We start from the raw sequence: 1,343 nt of genomic DNA on the forward strand, positions 1-1,343 counted from the left end.
CCCCCACCCCCTGACAGTGAGGATGTAGGTGGGGTCACCCGGTCTGGTCTGACTCACCCCTGACCGACGATGCTGTCCTGCTGTGGGATTCGTCGACCGGTTCCGGGTGACCCCGTTCCTGCACGTCACTGGCAGGGGCGTCGTGACCTGATAGGAGCCTGTGCAAGAGGTCCCGTCACTGTCCTGTCCGCCCGTCCCGGCGAGTGCGTGCCGACCCTGTCGGTGCAAGCGAAAGGGACGACGGTTCCAGGATGACAGTCAAGAAGCGCCAGGTCACGGGTGGGGTTGATACCCACGGAAAGACGCACCACGCCGCCGCGGTCGACCAGGCGGGTCGGATGCTCGGTGATCAGGAGTTCCCGGCCACCGCCGTCGGATACCAGCAGCTGCTGAGCTGGCTGCGTACTTTCGGTCGGGTGGTCAAGGTCGGGGTGGAAGGCACCGGCGCATACGGTGCTGGCCTGGCCGGGCATCTGAGCACGTCAGGCATCGCGGTGGTGGAGATCGACCGGCCCGACCGCAAGACCCGCCGCAGTAAGGGCAAGTCCGACCCGATCGATGCGCTTGCCGCAGCCCGCGCGGCCCTGTCCGGACAGGCCGCTGGTGTCCCGAAGACCCGCACCGGCCCCGTCGAGGCGATCCGCGCTCTGCGCGTGGCCCGCCGAGGAGCGGTCAAGGCCCGCACTGCCGCCCTGAATCAGCTCCACGGCCTGCTCACCTCCGCACCCCAGACGCTGCGGGAGGACCTGAGCGGCCTCACCGGGGCCGCGCTCGTGCACCGATGCGCCGAGCTGGACCCTGACGAGTCCACGCTCACCGACCCGGTCCACGCCACGACCGCTGCCCTCGCCGCGATCGCGGCCCGGATCACCGCGCTCAACGCCGAGATCGCCCAGGCCGATCGGCGGCTACGACCCGCCGTCGCCCGGACCGCCCCAACACTGAGCAGCATGTTCGGCGCCGGCCCTGAAGTCGCGGGACAACTGCTGAGCACCGCCGGCGACAACCCCGACCGACTACGTTCCGAGGCCGCCCTGGCCCACCTCTGCGGCGCCGCCCCCATCCCCGCCAGCAGCGGACGCACCGACCGACACCGCCTCCACCGAGGCGGCGACAGAGCCGCGAACAACGCCCTGCACACCATCGTGCTCAGCCGAATGCGCCACGACCCCCGCACTCGCGCCTACGTCGAGAAACGCACCAAACAAGGACTCAGCAAGAAAGAGATCATGCGATGCCTCAAGCGATACGTCGTCCGCGAAGTCCACACCGCCCTCCTCGCCGACTTCGCCGCCCTCAACACCGCTTGACATCCATAGGAGCATCCCCGCCCTGGCCCGGTC

At 69.5% G+C, this 1,343-nt stretch carries 1 protein-coding gene; it reads left to right on the plus strand.

Going from position 1 to position 1,343, the window contains the following annotated elements; translation table 11 throughout:
• Nucleotides 1-251: 251 nt before the first annotated feature.
• A complete protein-coding gene (locus C1I93_RS30500; RefSeq protein ID WP_111246686.1) occupies nt 252-1,310 on the plus strand; it encodes an IS110 family RNA-guided transposase in 1,059 nt (352 codons plus the stop codon).
• Nucleotides 1,311-1,343: the final 33 nt, after the last annotated feature.

The organism is Micromonospora endophytica, from assembly GCF_003236305.1.
Taxonomy (GTDB): domain Bacteria; phylum Actinomycetota; class Actinomycetes; order Mycobacteriales; family Micromonosporaceae; genus Micromonospora; species Micromonospora endophytica.

Bases quoted from the DNA above. Each gene is read 5' to 3' on its own strand.
- C1I93_RS30500 (WP_111246686.1), top strand. From the start codon at position 252: ATGACAGTCAAGAAGCGCCAGGTCACGGGTGGGGTTGATACCCACGGA.